The organism is Actinomyces sp. S6-Spd3, assembly GCF_000758755.1.
Classification (GTDB): domain Bacteria; phylum Actinomycetota; class Actinomycetes; order Actinomycetales; family Actinomycetaceae; genus Pauljensenia.
Window position 1 is genome coordinate 1 of sequence record NZ_JRMV01000150.1, and the last position, 745, is coordinate 745.

The following is a 745-nucleotide window of genomic DNA, read 5'->3' on the forward strand; positions in this document are numbered from 1 at the left end:
GAAATGGGCGGCCTGGACGTTCTCACGTTCACCGCAGGCATTGGCGAAAACGACTCGGCTCTCCGCCAAGAACTGTGCGACAAGCTGAAGATGTTCGGCATCACGCTGGATCCGGTTGCAAACGTTTTGCGCTCAAAGGATCCCCGTACAATCTCGGCCTCCGACTCGAAGGTGCGAGTAATGGTTGTGCCTACCAACGAGGAGCTAGCCATCGCCCAGCAGGCGATGTCGCTGCTTGACTAAAACACTGTGGCGCCCCGCTCCCGCGAGGAATCGACCGAGCTGTTCGGTTTTGTTCGCGGACCGGGGCGCCATTTCAATTTGGGCTCTAAAATCGTAATCAGGGATAACCAAGCCCTGCTTTACTGCCATTCGTGAAGGAAAAACATGTACGACTTTCACTCCCCCATCGCAAACGGGTTTGCCCGTGTAGCCGCAGCAAACATCCCCATCAAGGTTGGGGATCCCGCCGCGAACGCGATCAGCATCATTGAAGCCGCCAACCTGGCGAGCGAAGCCGGAGCAAACGTAGTCGTGTTTCAAGAGCTCACGCTGGTAGGAGTAACGGCAGACGATCTGCTGTTCCAAGACACCCTGCACGAGGAATGCGAAGCCGCGGTAGAGACCATTAAGCAGGCCTCCGTCGATTGGCCCCTAGTAGCTCTGTTTGGCACTCCTCTACGGGTAAGTGGCAAGACTCTGAACGCCGCAGTCGCTGTCACCCGCGGCCAAATAGCAGGAATCT

1 protein-coding gene and 1 pseudogene are annotated in these 745 nt (G+C 56.9%); both read left to right on the top strand.

All coding sequences use genetic code 11. From position 1 onward, the window contains the following. Positions 1-243, top strand: a pseudogene (locus tag HMPREF1627_RS00890) (acetate kinase); the annotation flags it as partial. Between the two features lie 144 nt (positions 244-387). Next, positions 388-745 (top strand): nitrilase-related carbon-nitrogen hydrolase (locus HMPREF1627_RS00895; RefSeq protein ID WP_034500365.1); only part of this gene is annotated, 358 nt, incomplete at its 3' end.